The organism is Streptosporangium sp. NPDC006013, from assembly GCF_040614275.1.
GTDB lineage: Bacteria > Actinomycetota > Actinomycetes > Streptosporangiales > Streptosporangiaceae > Streptosporangium.
In genome coordinates, this window is record NZ_JBEXUE010000034.1 from 1 (window position 1) to 12,470 (window position 12,470).

13 protein-coding genes and 1 riboswitch are annotated in these 12,470 nt (G+C 69.2%); of the genes, 7 read left to right on the forward strand and 6 right to left on the reverse strand.

Annotated elements, in window-relative coordinates; genetic code table 11:
- Positions 1–611 precede the first annotated feature (611 nt).
- Entirely contained in the window at positions 612–857 is a 246-nt protein-coding gene (locus tag ABZ260_RS08060) for a hypothetical protein (RefSeq protein WP_355614179.1), read from the forward strand.
- 111 nt (positions 858–968) lie between these two features.
- The gene (locus ABZ260_RS08065; protein WP_355614182.1) at positions 969–1,787 is read left to right on the forward strand and encodes an SAM-dependent methyltransferase; all 819 of its coding nucleotides are present in this window, start codon (positions 969–971) and stop codon (positions 1,785–1,787) included.
- A 45-nt stretch (positions 1,788–1,832) separates the two neighbouring features.
- On the opposite strand, the gene ABZ260_RS08070 is transcribed toward ABZ260_RS08065, so the two are convergent.
- Positions 1,833–2,612 carry a (2Fe-2S)-binding protein gene (locus ABZ260_RS08070; RefSeq protein WP_355614185.1) on the reverse strand — a complete coding sequence of 260 codons (780 nt, stop codon included), beginning with the start codon at positions 2,610–2,612 and terminating at the stop codon, positions 1,833–1,835.
- Positions 2,613–2,672: 60 nt separating this feature from the next.
- A riboswitch (cobalamin riboswitch) is annotated at positions 2,673–2,799 on the reverse strand.
- A 266-nt stretch (positions 2,800–3,065) separates the two neighbouring features.
- Between ABZ260_RS08070 and ABZ260_RS08075 the strand changes: the two genes are divergently transcribed.
- On the forward strand, positions 3,066–4,004 hold the full coding sequence (locus ABZ260_RS08075) for a leucine-rich repeat domain-containing protein (protein ID WP_355614188.1): 939 nt from the start codon (positions 3,066–3,068) through the stop codon (positions 4,002–4,004).
- A gap of 120 nt (positions 4,005–4,124) precedes the next feature.
- On the opposite strand, the gene ABZ260_RS08080 is transcribed toward ABZ260_RS08075, so the two are convergent.
- Positions 4,125–4,661: an NUDIX hydrolase family protein gene (locus tag ABZ260_RS08080; protein ID WP_355550304.1), complete on the reverse strand. Its 537-nt coding sequence runs from the start codon at positions 4,659–4,661 to the stop codon at positions 4,125–4,127.
- Positions 4,662–5,003: 342 nt separating this feature from the next.
- On the opposite strand from ABZ260_RS08080, the gene ABZ260_RS08085 reads away from it, so the two are divergent.
- From ABZ260_RS08085 to ABZ260_RS08100, 4 genes are all read left to right on the forward strand, one after another.
- On the forward strand, positions 5,004–6,218 hold the full coding sequence (locus tag ABZ260_RS08085; protein WP_355614191.1) for a helix-turn-helix transcriptional regulator: 1,215 nt from the start codon (positions 5,004–5,006) through the stop codon (positions 6,216–6,218).
- A 129-nt stretch (positions 6,219–6,347) separates the two neighbouring features.
- Positions 6,348–6,776 (forward strand): hypothetical protein, encoded by a 429-nt coding sequence (locus tag ABZ260_RS08090; RefSeq protein WP_355614194.1) that lies wholly within the window; start codon positions 6,348–6,350, stop codon positions 6,774–6,776.
- 111 nt (positions 6,777–6,887) lie between these two features.
- Positions 6,888–8,411, forward strand: coding sequence for an ATP-binding protein (locus ABZ260_RS08095; RefSeq protein WP_355614197.1), 1,524 nt, complete (start codon positions 6,888–6,890; stop codon positions 8,409–8,411).
- Positions 8,408–9,082, forward strand: a complete 675-nt coding sequence (locus ABZ260_RS08100; RefSeq protein ID WP_355614200.1) for a response regulator transcription factor — start codon at positions 8,408–8,410, stop codon at positions 9,080–9,082. The genes ABZ260_RS08095 and ABZ260_RS08100 overlap by 4 nt, the downstream gene beginning before the upstream one ends.
- Here ABZ260_RS08100 and ABZ260_RS08105 read toward each other — a convergent pair.
- From ABZ260_RS08105 to ABZ260_RS08120, 4 genes are read right to left on the reverse strand one after another with little or no spacing between them, the layout of a single operon-like run.
- Positions 9,068–10,264: an FtsX-like permease family protein gene (locus tag ABZ260_RS08105; protein WP_355614203.1), complete on the reverse strand. Its 1,197-nt coding sequence runs from the start codon at positions 10,262–10,264 to the stop codon at positions 9,068–9,070. The genes ABZ260_RS08100 and ABZ260_RS08105 overlap by 15 nt on opposite strands.
- Positions 10,261–10,929 (reverse strand): ABC transporter ATP-binding protein, encoded by a 669-nt coding sequence (locus ABZ260_RS08110; RefSeq protein WP_355614206.1) that lies wholly within the window; start codon positions 10,927–10,929, stop codon positions 10,261–10,263. Before ABZ260_RS08110 ends, ABZ260_RS08105 begins: the two co-directional genes overlap by 4 nt.
- Positions 10,926–11,954, reverse strand: coding sequence for a peptidoglycan-binding domain-containing protein (locus ABZ260_RS08115; protein WP_355614209.1), 1,029 nt, complete (start codon positions 11,952–11,954; stop codon positions 10,926–10,928). The genes ABZ260_RS08110 and ABZ260_RS08115 overlap by 4 nt, the downstream gene beginning before the upstream one ends.
- Complete coding sequence (locus ABZ260_RS08120) at positions 11,951–12,469, reverse strand: hypothetical protein (protein WP_355614212.1); 519 nt, start codon at positions 12,467–12,469, stop codon at positions 11,951–11,953. Before ABZ260_RS08120 ends, ABZ260_RS08115 begins: the two co-directional genes overlap by 4 nt.
- Between the last annotated feature and the right edge of the window lies 1 nt (position 12,470).

Sequence of the window (12,470 nt, forward strand, 5' to 3'; positions counted from 1 at the left end):
TTGTATTCTGTTGCGCGGTTATACGTTGTTGAGTTCGTTCTTTAACCGGCTGTTCCCCGGCGGAGCGTCTCCGGCGAGGAACGGCAGTCGATGATCGGCCGTCCTAGAGGACGGTCTCGTTGTGGTTGGTGGACAGGCCACGGTTGAGGACGGTCTCGTTGTGGTTGGTGGACAGACCGCGCGCCATTGAGATTCTCCTGGGAGAAGGGCCCCGACCTGGTGTGCAGGGCCAGATGGTTGGACACCGTCAGGCTGGCCGACGCTCCTTGGCGGAGGCTTGGCGTCCTTCGCGCCGCCGTCTTGGCTCACAGCTTCCGAGGGCGACCGAGCGGCCGAGGCCTCGCTCGCTCATGCCGGGCGCCAAGCTCCCACCAAGTGGGATCGGTCCAGTGCAGCCGGGCCCGAGTGGAATCCGGTGGGATACCCGGATGCCCGCCGTCGACGATCAGGCTCTCGGCGGAGACCCGCCGGTTCTCGCCGGGATGAGCGGTCCCGGAGCGGGCGGCCGTGCCGAATGCGAATCGGTCAGAGTCTTGATCATCGGCGTGGTTCTCTTTGCCTTTTATGAGGAAATATCCCCGCCGTACCGTTTACACCTTCTGGGGGAGCAAATGCTCATTGTCCGTTATCTCATCACCGTCGTTCTCGCCGCCTCGGCGGTGGCGCTCGCCGCGCCGGTCGCGTACGCCGATCCTGAACCCCCGCCGCCCTGGTCCCCCTTGTCGGAGGACTACGAGCCCTCGGGCACACTGACGGTCAGGAACGGTGACCGTACGGAGACCTGGACCTGGGAGCCCGGTCACCAGAGCTACTGGAGCACCGAGAACAGCTCCAGTTCGCTGCATCGGGACGGGTAGGCCCCGGGACTCCGGAGCGCGCGGGGCTGTGCTCGCCCATGATTTGTCGGCAAAGATCCATTATCTTGTGGATTTCCCATACCCTTTGCGAAGACAAGGAAGGGTGAGGGCATGACCAAGCAAGAGGCTGTTCCAGCGGGTATCGACCCGAACACCCCAAGTGTCGCTCGAATGTACGACTACTACCTCGGAGGCAAGGACAACTTCGCCTCCGACCGGGCGGCCGCGGAACAGTTCATGCGGGTGGTGCCCGGTATCCGCGAGATGACCCGGGCGAACCGGGCGTTCCTCTCGCGAGTCGTCGAGCTGCTCGTGCGCCAGGGCGTGCGGCAGTTCCTCGACATCGGGTCGGGACTGCCGACGCAGGACAACGTGCACCAGGTCGCCCATCGCATCGCGCCCGACACCCGGGTGGTCTATGTCGACAACGACCCCATCGTCCTGGTGCACGGCCGTGCGCTCCTGGAGGAGAACCACCTCACCTCTGTCATCCAGGGCGACATGCGGGAACCCGAGAAGCTCCTGACGGACCCGCAGATCGAGAGCGCCATCGACTTCACCCAGCCCGTCGCGGTGCTGCTGATCTCGATGCTGCACTTCATTCCCGACGACGCCCTGGTCGCCCACATCATCACCACGATCCGCGAACGGCTGGCCCCGGGGAGCCATCTGATCGTCACGCACGCCTTCGAGGCCAACGTCAGCGCCGAGGTGCACGAGGCCGGGCAGCAGGTCTACCGCTCGACCAGCGCGGGGGCGCTCACCTCGCGCGGCCCGGAACAGCTGGCCGAGCTGCTGAGTGGAATGGAACTGCTGGAGCCGGGGATCGTCCCGGTCGAGGCGTGGCGCTCCGAGTACAACGAGTACGGAGAGAAGACCACCGTCGACTTCACCAAGCCGGGCATCCTCGGCGTCGTCGGACGTAGCTGACCGCCTCCAGGTGAACCGGACTGGGAGAGCGCGAAGTGAAGAGCGTCAGCCAGGGCGGTGGGTTTGTGGCCGGCGGGCCGGCAGCAGGACGCAGTCACCGCACATGCCGCCGCCGGGCAGGCGGTAGTACAGGCAGCAGCTGCGACGGACGAAGAAGGGACGGCCGGGTACGGGCTCGGTCAGTTCGCCGGTGCCGCGCAGGAGATCCCGGTCCAGCAGTTCGCGGCCCAGCCGCACGGCCTTCGCGCTGAGGTCGGGCCGTCGGTGGATGAAGGCGCCGACGCTTCCGGCCAGTGCGGAGGCCGCATTGCCCCACAACAGCCCCGGCGCGATCTTCACGATCCGCCGGACCGCCTCCGCGAGCGGCTCCAGCATCTCGGCCATGATGCCGCGGTAGACCGGTTCGGCGATCCGCGCGGGGTCGCGGATGCCCCAGCCGGACAGCCGGGTGGCTCGCAGCGGCAGCGGGTCGGGGGCCGGCCGCCAGTACAGGTGCTCGGGGGCCAGGTCGATGAGCAGGTCGTGCGCGACCACGGCGCCGATGGACGGTGACCACAGGCGGGCGGCCAGGCCCTGGAACAGGATCGAGGCGGCCACCCGGTGCTCGGTGGTGTCCAGTCGTCCGGCCATGTCGTGGATTCTCGCCTCCAGGACGCCCGGATCCGTCCACAGATCGGTGAACGGCCGCCATCCGGCCTCGGCCTCGCCTGTCTCGATCCCGAAGTAGCCGCCGATGGCGCGGACGTCGGCGACCGCGCCGGCGACCACGGCCGGGGCGGCGGGCAGCAGTCCGGGTGGAGCACCGGCACGTGAGTCGCACGGCATGGCAATCGCCTTCCTCTCTTGGGGAGTTCCGCCCCAATTTCGCTGAGGAGGCGACGGCGTGAGTCTCCTGGCTCTCGGGTCCAAGCTCGCCCGGCCTTCCCACCCGTACCCGGGCAGTGGCGATATCGGGGTCCGCTCGCCGATCACAGTGGCGGGACCGCGCCGGGTTCACACCGGCTTCCTCGTTCCGCCGTCACCTTCGCTGTCATGGTCGCACGGCTCGCATGATTCGCGGTGGGAGGGCTTGCCCAAGGAAGTCACCGCTTCCGGCGACGCGCTTTTCACCGCGTACCGGCGATGTCTTGCCCAACTCGCGATCATGCTGTGATCAGCGGTCCCGCGCCCCGAGGGCGAAACAAGTCCAATGATCCACAACCGGGTCGCAAGTCCTCATCGCTACCGTGATCGCCGATCACATCTTGTTGACGGCAAGGAGAAATCAGGGTGGCAGCGGTGGATTCCGTGCTTCGGACCGCTCGGCGGCGGATGAACACGTACCTGCGCGAGGGGTCTGACACGTTGGACCTGTCGGGTCTCGGCCTGCTCCGGGTGCCCGAGGAGGTGGCCGAGCTTCCCGGTCTACGGGTGCTGCGCCTGAGATCCAACTGGTTGACCGAGCTTCCCCGGTTCCTGACCGACCTGCCCGCGCTGACCGAGCTCGACCTCGGGGGCAACCGTGAGCTGACCGCCCTGCCCGAATGGATCGGCGAGCTGACCGGACTGATCTACCTCAATGTCTCGGTGACCGGACTGCGCCGCCTCCCCGACTCGATGCGCGAGCTCACCGGTCTCACCGAACTCGGCCTGAGCAACCTCCATGACCTGGAGGAGGTGCCCGAGTGGATCGGCGACCTCACCCGGCTCGCCAGGCTCCGCATGTGGTATGCCGAGCCGGCCTGTTTCCCGGCGTCGATGGCCCGTCTCACCGCCCTCACCTGGTTGGACCTGGCATACAGCCGGCCCGCCGATCTCTCTCCGTGGCTGGGCGAGCTGACCGCTCTGGAGCATCTCGGTATGGGATGCGCCTCACTGACCGGCCTGCCGGAGTCGATCGGGAACCTCACCGCCCTCACCTCTCTCAGCCTGTGGAACACCGGGCTGACCGAGCTGCCGGAGTCGATCGGCAAACTCACCGCCCTCAGGTCCCTCGGCCTGGGCAAGAACAAGCTGACCGCCCTTCCCGAGTCGATGCGGGCTCTCACCTCCCTGACCAAGCTCGATCTGCAGGGAAACCGGCTGACCGAGCTGCCGGAGTGGCTGGGTGAGCTGACCGCGCTCACCGAACTGCGCCTGGACCGCAACGACCCCAGGCCCCAGGTTCCGGCCTCGCTGCGAGCACTCGCGCGAACCCGTCCGGAATGGCGCCGCTTCCTGGCCAGCCGCACCCGCTGAGCCTCTCCGAATCAGGTGCGGTGGCAGCGGCAGAGACAGCGCGTTGAGTGAGCCCGGCGCAGAGAGGGGGCACAGCAGCCCGCTCTCCTCGCGCCGGCGGGGATTTCCGCCGTCGGAAGGTCAGGAAAGGCGGCCGACGTAGGCGAGGGCCTGCTTCAGGAGGGTGCCCTGACCGCCGAGCATCTCCTGTTGCACCAGCGGTGACGAGGCCTCCTCGGGAGTGAACCAGACAAGGTCGAGGGCGTCCTGCCGGGGGCGGCAGTCACCCGCGACCGGGACGACGTAGGCGAGGGAGACCGCGTGCTGCCGGGGGTCGTGGTAGGGCGTGACGCCCTGCGTCGGGAAGTACTCGGCGATGGTGAACGGCTGCGGAGAGGCGGGGATGTTGGGCAGTGCCGTCGGGCCGAGGTCCTTCTCCAGATGGCGGATGAGCGCGTCGCGGACCCGCTCGTGGTGCAGCACCCGGCCGGAGACGAGGGCGCGGCTGACCGTCCCGTCCGCTCCGATGCGCAGCAGCAGGCCGACATGCGTGACCACCCCGGCCTCGTCGACTCGCACCGGCACGGCGTCGACGTAGAGGATCGGCATTCGTGCGCGGGTCGACTCCAGCTCTTCGGGAGAGAGCCAGCCGGGCGTGGTTTCGGTCATTTCGGTCATTGATCGATCGTACTTCGCGGTGGGCTCGGAAACGCGTTCTTCCCCGGCGACCTGCCGAAAGTCAGGGCCGGCGGGGCGCCGCCCGGCCTCGCCCGCGGTACGCCGGTCGTGGAGTCGATGCTCGCGATATTGCCAGGCGTACCGGCTTCTCGCCATGCCGAACGCGCCGCCATCCACCGTGCGCAGACCCGGTTCATCGCCGCCCCGATCCGGCTCTTATGATTCACAGCAGACCCGACATAGACCTCTTGGAAAGAGAACCGGTTGTTGGGAATGTTCATCTCGGTGAAATGCTCAGGCCGCTATCGTGAAGACATCGCGTGAGCGAGAGGAGGTGGCGAGATGGCCAGGCATGAATGGGACCCCGACCTGGGCGGCGGTCAGAATGAAAGCACTGGGCGTCGAATTGCCAGGGCGCGTAAACGCAGAGGGCTCACCCAAACCGGCCTGGCGGCCAGGGCCAATGTTTCCCGCAGCCTGATCGCGCAGGTCGAGGCGGGTCATAAACCGGCCACTCCCTCGCTTGTGGCGGCTGTGGCAAGGGCCTGCGGGGTCGATGCCGCGGAGATCAACGGCCAGCCCTACCGAGGGTCCGACAGACGCACCGACGCGGTGCACGCGGCGATGCCCGCCATCAGGCGTGCTCTCACCTACGCCGACATCTCCCCGGAGCTGGAGGTCCCTCCCCGGTCACTTGATGAGCTCGCCAAGGAACTGGTCAAACTCCAGAAGCTGCAGGGGGCCGCCGCCCATGTCAGGCTCGGTGGGCGCCTGCCGTCGGCCATCGAGGAGCTGACGGTCCACGCGGTCGAGTCGGACGCTCCGAGGGCGTGGCGCCTGCTGAACCACGCGTACGCCATAGCGGTGTCCCTGACCCGCCGCCTGGGCTACAACGACCTGGCGCAGGTCGCCGTCGAGCGGGCCGCGACCGCCGCGCTGCGCGCCGACGACCCGCACCTGCGGCACCTGGTCTCGCTGTCGCGGGCGCTGCTGCTGCTCACCCTGGGGTCCGGTGACATCGCGCTGACCATGGTGAGGCGGGCGGCGAGCGACGTGGACCGGTCAGATCCGGCAGGCCTGCAGGTTTACGGCTCCCTCCAGTTGCGCGCGGCCGTCTCCGCCGCCCGGCTGGGGCACGAGTCGGACGCCTGGGAGCACCACGGCCTCGCGGCGGAAACAGCCGCCCGCATCGACTCGCGAACCCGGCCAGACCCGTACGGGCTGCAGGTGAATCCCGTCAACGCGGTGATTCACGGATGTGTGGTGGCGACGGAACTTGGTGACTACGACAGGGCGATTCGGCTGGACTCGGGTTTCATCCCGCCTGCCAGGATGTACGCCGAACGTAGGGCACATCACGAGATAGACATGTCCAGGGCACATCTGTGGCTCAGGGATCATGACAGAGCACTCAGCCGAGTTCTCAACGCCGAGCGAATCGCCCCCCAGATGACACGATTCCACCCTACGGCGAGAGAGACCGTCAGGCAGCTGGGCGCCTATTACCGCACCGTCCCTGAGCAGTTACGCGGCCTGGAAAGTCGAATGGTCTTCTAGATTTACCCGGGAGAATTGTTCACGGGAAACTGTGAACACTGCCGGTCGTCATGTTCCGTAAGGTCGCCGTGATGGTGTGCATCGCGTTTCTCGCCATCCGAATCCGATGATTCCGACCTTGGAGGACGGATGACACGGCGTGCGGTACGGGCTGGATATCGGGAAATGATCGACGAGGCGACGGCGAACCGGCACGACCGGGCGCTGGCGGTCGTTCAGCGACTCCTGTTCGAGCGGGGAATCCGCGCCCACCGCCATCACACGATCAGCCTGGGTTTCGCCGACCGTACGGACGCTCCCACCTGGCCCGGACTATCCGTTCCCCGCTCGTGGACGGAGCGGCATCCGCCCGAACTGGTCGTGATCGACTCCCAGGGCAGGCGCGTCGCCACGGTGACCATAGGCCCGCGCTCGGGCTGCTACCTGGTGTCCGTCCGCGACGGCCCCGACCTGCAGGCCTTCAGGCAGGAGCAGCCCCAGAACGTCGTGCACCTGATCATCGCGACCCGACGGGTGCCGGCCTGTCCCCTGCCGGCCACGGAAGAAGGGGTTTGTTGACGACCAGCACCTGCCGCCCCAGGTGTGAGCAACGTCGGCATTCCGCGCTGGAATCGAGATCTCCCCCGCCAGGGGGAGGATGGTCTTCCGCGTTGAGGTTACGCTGTCGCCATGGGCCTCAGGGGCCGGATGGCCGCATCGTACGTGCTGGTGACGGCGGCGGCCGTGGTGGTCGTCGAGGCGGTGATCCTGGGCGTCTACGTGCCGCCGCTCATCGGTGCCTCCGATCTGCAGAACCGCCTCCAGACCCGGGCCGGCCGGGATGCGAAGGTACTCAGCCTGACGGTCAGCGACGTCAACGCGGCCAATCCCGGCGCCGTCATGACCGACAAGCTCATCGTGGCTCAGAAGATGGCGCGAGACGACATCTCCCTCAACGGGACAAGAGTGGGCCAGGACCAGGGTGTGCCGATTCCGTACACCATGGGCGAGGCCCTTGATCAGCCGGTCGAGGCTCTGGTCGACATCGACGGCGTGGTCCTCGCCAGCTCGGCTCCGGACGCGTACCCGCGTGGCAGGCGGCTGGATGTGACCATCCCCGGGGAAGGTGGCGGGGGCGGCGGGAAGCTGGGTATGGGTACCGGAGGCGCGACCTGGTGGCTGAGCCCGGTGCTGCTCTATTCTCCTGACCTGCTCAGGTCCACCGTGAGGCCGACGGTCGCTCCGGAGTACGAGGTGGCCGGCTACGTCTACGTCCAGGCGCCGATCGGCTATGGCGCTTCCGAGAGCACGCTCGGCTCCCTGCTGCCGCTGCTGGCCCCCGGTGTCCTGGTGCTGATCCTGGTCGTGCCGGTCGGGCTGATCTTCGGGTTGCTGAGCACCCGTCGGCTGATCGGCCGGGTGCGGCGCCTGGCGGACATCACCGGCGTGGTGGCACGTGGCGACTTCCGTCCGCGCGTGCCGGTGACCGAGGGGGACGAGGTGGGCCGTCTGGAGGAGTCGTTCAATCAGATGACCGAACGGCTGCGATCGGCCCTGCAGGCCGAGCGCCGGGCGGGACAGGCCGAGGCGCGGCAGGCCGAACGTGGCCGGATCGCTCGCGAACTGCACGACTCGATCTCCCAGGATCTGTTCTCGCTGAGCCTGCTGGCCGCCGGGATGCGCCGGGCGGCGCCGGAGGAACTGCGTGGCGAGGCTGGGGCGATGGAGCGCACGGCGACCCGCGCGATGCGCGAGATGCAGGCGCTTCTGCTGGAGCTGCGGCCGATCGCGCTGGAGGACACCGGGCTCGTGCCGGCGATCGAAGAACTGTGCCGTGCCTATGAGGCCCGGCTGGGCCTGCGGGTCGACTCCTATCTGGAGGAGGTGCCTCTCTCGCCGGCCGCGGAACACGCCGTGCTGCGCCTGGTCCAGGAGGCGCTGGGCAATGCGATCAAGCACGCCGATCCGGGAACGGTGGAGGTACGGCTGGCCACCGAGGCGGAAGCCGTGCGGGTGGAGATCCGTGACGACGGAAAGGGCTTCAACCCCTCGGTGGCGGCGGTGAACCACGGGATGGGCCTGCTCCTCATGCGCGAACGCATCGACGAACTGGGCGGCGTGTTCTCCCTGCGCACGGCGCCCGGCCAGGGCACGGTCGTCACCGCCACGCTGACGGTGGCACCCGTCCTGTCGGTTTCCGGAGACCGCTCGTGATCCGCGTGCTGATCGTCGACGATCACGAGGTCGTCCGCCAGGGTCTGCGGTTCGTGCTGAGCCACGAGGAAGGGATCGAGGTGGTCGGCGAGTGCGCCGACGGCGCCCAGGCGCTGGCGGCGATCCCCGAGCTGCGCCCGGATGTGATGCTGCTGGACATGGTCATGCCGGGCATGGACGGCCTGGCAGTGCTGCGCAAGCTGGCGGACGGTCCGGCGGTCATCGTGCTGGCCTCGTTCGTGGAGGACGAGCGGGTGATCGAGGCCGTCCGGCTCGGCGCGCTGTCCTATCTGTCCAAGACGACCGCCGTGGACCGGGTGGTGGAGGCCGTCCGGGCGGCGGCGGAGGGCGGCAGCGTCCTCGAAGCGGGCACCGCCGCCCTGCTGATCGACCGGGTGCGGCACGGCCGCCGGAGAAACCCGCTGGATCTCCTGACCCCGCGCGAGATCCAGGTGCTCGGCGAACTGGCACGGGGACGCTCCAACGCCGAGATCGCCCAGCTGCTGAAGCTCGGCAGGGAGACGGTGAAGACCCACGTGTCCAGCATTCTGGGCAAGGCCGGCCTCACCGATCGGACCCAGGCGGCCATCTTCGGACTGCAGCAGGGCCTCATCCGCCTGGATGAGGCCCTGGACCAGGGGATGGACGGTGAGAGTTCAGGCGGAGCGTAACGCCTCGGCCGGCGCGAGCCTGGCGGCACGCAACGCGGGGTAGAGTCCCGCGATCGCGCCGACGACCACCGCGACCACAGGACCGCCCCACAGCGCCTCGACCGGAATCTGCGCGCTCCAGCCACGCGCCGTCGACAGGCCCACCGTGACCGCGCAGCCGATCAGCACGCCCGCGGCGCCCCCGAGCGCGCTCAGCACCAGAGACTCGGCGAGGAACTGCCCGGCGACGTGACCTTTCGTCGCACCTAGAGCCCGCCGCAGGCCGATCTCGCGGCGCCGCTCCAGCACCGAGATCACCATGATGTTGCCGATCCCGATGCCTCCGACCAGCAGCGCGATCGCTCCCAACCCGAGGAAGAGAGTGGCGGCCGACTGCGCCACGGCCACCCGGGCGGTGAGCGCGTCGGAGGGGCGGCTCACATCGACCTGGTCGGGACCGGCCGGGTTGGCGGTGGCTCCCAGCAGCGCCGCCACCTCGGCCACCCTTTCCTGCTGGGCGCGGACGTACAGACGGCTCGGATGTCCGTCGTACGCGAACATCGACTCGGCCACGGGGAACCCGATCAGCGCGGACCCGTCCACTTCGGGGGCGAACGGGAACGGTTCCAGGACGCCGCCCACGGTGAACCAGTGTCCGCCGAGCCACACCCGGGTGCCGGAGTCGATGGCGGTGATCCCGAGAGTGGCGGCGGCGTCGTGACCGAGCACGGTGACCGGGTAGGCGGCGGCGGCCGTGTCGAGGAACCTGCCCAGGCGTATCCGCCCGTCCAGCGTGGCCAGCAGCGAGACATCAGCGGCTCGTACGGCCACGCCGCCGGTCTGACCGGTGGGGACGAGCCGGTTGCGGTACACGTTCTGCCCGGCCAGCTGGGCGGTCGGTGCGACGCCGAGCACACCGTCGATCCGGCGCAGCATCGGGGTGGCCTCCGCCGGGAGTTCCCGCTCGGTGCCGGAGAAGCCGGTGCCGCTCGTGACGGTCAGCAGGTTGGTTCCGAGACGGTCGATCTGGGCGAGCAGCGCGGCCTGACTCGACCCGGTCACCCCGGCGACCGCCACGATGGCGGCGATCCCGATCGCGATCCCCAGGCCCGAGAGCACGGCGCGTAGCCGCCGCGTCCGCAGTCCAAGCGTTCCGATGAGGAGCAGGTCCGAGACACGCACGCACGACGTCGGTGGATTCATGCGACCACCTGCCCGTCGCGCAGTTCGATCCGGCGCGGGCAGGCGGCGGCCACCTCCTGGTCGTGGGTGACGATCACCAACGTGGTTCCCTGGGCGTTGAGCTCCCGCAGCAGCGCGATGATCTGCGCGCCGTTGGCGGAGTCGAGGTTGCCGGTCGGCTCGTCGGCGAAGACGATCGCCGGATTCCCGATGAGGGCCCGGGCGATCGCGACCCGCTGGCGCTCCCCGCCGGACAGCTTGCCCGTGCGGTGCCCGACCCGGTGGCCGAGCCCCACCCGCTCCAGGGCCCGCGCCGCGTTCTCCCGCCGGAGCCGGCCGCGGACGCCGCGGTACAGCAGCCCGGTGGCGACGTTCTCCAACGCGGTGAGACTGTCCAGCAGGGAGAACTGCTGGAAGACCATACCGACGTGGTGGGCGCGCAGCCCCGCGAGACCACGATCTCTCAGGTCCTGTACGGCGTGTCCCGCCAGCCGTACCGAACCCGACGTGGGGCGGTCGAGCGCGGCCATGAGATGGAGCAGGCTCGACTTCCCCGCTCCCGAGGGGCCGAGGACCGCCACCATCTCGCCTACGTCGATGCTCAGGTCGATGCCGCGGACCGACACCACCGGTGGGTCCCCCGGGTGGACCTTCCACACCTCCCGCAACTCCAGGATCGCGCTCATCCGGCCGGCACCTCCACGCGGGTGCCCTCGGGCACGCCGACGACCTCGACCAGGCCGGCGCTCTCGTCGAAGAGCCCGACCTGGACGGGGATGAGGCGTCCGGCGGAGGAGACGGCGAACTCCCCTCCCGGTCTGGCCAACAGCGCGACGATGGGCACCGCGAGCACGTCCTTGTGCTCCTCGCTGGTGAGGGCCACCTGGACCAGCGCCTGGTCGAGTGTGTGCCCCGGACGACCCGACAGGCGGATTGTGATCGGCACCGTCGAGCGCGCCTGCCCGTCCTGGCCCTCGGTGGTGGAGGCCACCGGGCTCACCGTCCGTACGCGGCCACTCCTCGTCGTCCCGTCGGGCAGCGTCACCACCACCCGGGCGCCCACCTTGACGCTCGGCGCCTGCGCGGGGTCGAGCCGGACCGAGACGATCGGGGTCGTGCCGGTGCCGCGCAGCACCACGCCCCGGGTGGGCGTGCCGAGGTTCGCGTCATGTCCCGTCACCCGGAAAGGCTTGGGGAGGAACGCGATCTGGCCCAGCGGTACGCTGCCGGTCACCGGGAGGTGCGCGTCGTGCTGCCATCTGCGGACGGCATGGTAGGTGGACAGCGAGAAGTGCCGGTCGACCGTGATGCCGGTGTAGCCGAGCGCACGCAGATTCGCTTCGAGTTGTCGCACATCGGCGCCGTCGCTCATGCCGAGGGCGAGGGTCCGCCACATCGGGCGGGAGCCGTACAGCAGGGGGACCGGGCGGCCGGCCGCCTCGTAGAGAGCGCGGCCTCTGGTGATCACGGTGCCGACGGCGGGCAGCCGGGTGATCGCCGCGCCGTTGCCGAGCACCTGGAAGCTGCCTTCGTGAGTCAGGATGCCGTTGACCTGCTGCTGCTGGACCACGTCCGTTCGCAGCACTTCGGCCGTCCTGGTGGCGGCGCGCGGGGTGACGGCCGGCGCGGGGTCGGCCCGGAACACCGCCCAGGCACCAACGGCACCCGCCAGCACAACGGCGCCCGTGAGCGCCGCGATCGCCCGGTTCATCCGTTGTTGCCCGAGTCTGTTGTGACCAGGAGACTCTTGCCGACGAAGTACTGCCGGCAGGCGGGAAGCTGGTCCCGCCAACCGCGTTTGCCCAGATCTCTCAGCCGTTGCGGCAGTGGAAACTCGCCCCTGGCGTTGGGGTCGGGCCAGTCGGCGATGCCGTGGTCGCGGAAGCACTGCGCGAGCCGCCTCAGCTGGGCCATGTCGGCGGCGCTGTACACCGGACCCTTGCCCGCCCCCGCGGGCAGCCTCTCGGCGATGGACGCGCACGCGGTCCTCGCCGCCGCGGGGATCTGCGCGGTGGTGTTCACCTGAACCTCCCCTTGGGCGTCCACGACAGGATCGGGGAGGTTCGGGACGCCGTGCCGGCGTATGCAGGCGACGAGTTCCTGGTAGACCGCCAGGGCTGATGACGGGCCGGCAGTCGGCGTATCCGGCCGATCTGATGAGGGGCCGGCCCCGCAGGCCGCCAGGAGGGGCGCGATCAGGAGGACGCCCACTCCACGGATCTTCATA